This window comes from Tritonibacter sp. SIMBA_163 (assembly GCF_046535935.1).
In the GTDB taxonomy this organism is placed as follows: domain Bacteria; phylum Pseudomonadota; class Alphaproteobacteria; order Rhodobacterales; family Rhodobacteraceae; genus Epibacterium; species Epibacterium scottomollicae.
In genome coordinates this window covers 1-249 of sequence record NZ_JAWJBP010000982.1, presented here as the reverse complement: position 1 = coordinate 249, position 249 = coordinate 1, and the positions used below count along the sequence as shown (strand labels likewise).

General features: G+C 38.6%; 1 protein-coding gene. It reads left to right on the top strand.

Annotated elements, in window-relative coordinates:
• Window positions 1–249 (top strand): CRISPR system precrRNA processing endoribonuclease RAMP protein Cas6 (gene cas6 / locus R0J92_RS25270; RefSeq protein ID WP_411053711.1); only part of this gene is annotated, 249 nt, incomplete at both ends.

Sequence of the window (249 nt, the reverse complement as noted above, 5' to 3'; positions counted from 1 at the left end):
AGAATTAGTCTTTAATAGCCTGTGGAAACGCTGGAATAAATACAGTGGCATTGAATTTTCTCAACTTCCCCTTGACCAGATCTTCCCTAGTTATTTTGATATCAAAACGGTTATTATGTCAGACTCTCGCAGTAAATTAATTGGCTGTATTGGCGAAATTAGTTATCGCGTCTTTGGAGACATTGATCCCTTACAGATTAAACAACTCAATACCCTTGCTGACTATGCCCTTTACTCAGGAATTGGCAG